Origin of the sequence: Idiomarina sp. UBA4206 (assembly GCF_002383015.1) — a bacterium.
Classification (GTDB): domain Bacteria; phylum Pseudomonadota; class Gammaproteobacteria; order Enterobacterales; family Alteromonadaceae; genus Idiomarina; species Idiomarina abyssalis.
Map to the genome: position 1 here is coordinate 29217 of NZ_DFTS01000016.1, position 817 is coordinate 30033.

Below are 817 nucleotides of genomic sequence, written 5' to 3' on the forward strand. Positions count from 1 at the left end.
GTATTTTCTAGATCATTTAAAATTTTGTAAAAAACATGTTCATTCGCCCAAGCGAAGAAGAGCTGGAAAATTTTGAGCCAGACTTCGTGGTCATGAATGGTGCAAAGTGCATTAATCCTAAGTGGCAAGAACAAGAGCTGAACTCTGAAAACTTTGTGGCGTTTAACTTAACTGAAAAAATTCAGTTGATTGGCGGCACCTGGTATGGCGGCGAAATGAAGAAAGGTATGTTCTCAATGATGAACTACTTCCTGCCGCTTAAAGGTATTGCTTCTATGCACTGCTCTGCCAACGTCGGTGAAAAAGGCGATGTGGCTATTTTCTTTGGTTTGTCAGGCACAGGTAAAACGACGTTGTCGACTGACCCGAAACGCGCACTGATTGGTGACGACGAGCACGGTTGGGACGACGACGGTGTCTTCAACTTTGAAGGCGGTTGCTATGCAAAAACCATCAACCTGTCGAAAGAAGCTGAACCGGATATTTACAACGCCATTCGCCGTGACGCCCTGCTGGAAAATGTTGCTGTTGATGAAAATGGTGTTGTTGATTTCGACGACAATTCAAAAACAGAAAACACGCGTGTTTCGTACCCAATTCATCACATAGAAAACATTGTGAAGCCGGTGTCTAAAGCGGGTCACGCGAAAAAGGTGATTTTCCTGACGGCTGACGCTTTTGGCGTATTGCCTCCGGTGTCTAAGCTGACTAAAGAGCAGGCGCAGTACCATTTCTTATCTGGCTTTACCGCCAAATTAGCAGGCACCGAGCGCGGTGTAACCGAGCCTACGCCAACTTTCTCCAGTTGTTTTGGCGC

The 817-nt window shown here is 46.0% G+C and carries 1 pseudogene; it reads left to right on the top strand.

The window, feature by feature from the left end:
- Positions 1-23: 23 nt before the first annotated feature.
- A pseudogene (locus B3180_RS03480) lies at positions 24-817 on the top strand (phosphoenolpyruvate carboxykinase (ATP)); the annotation flags it as partial.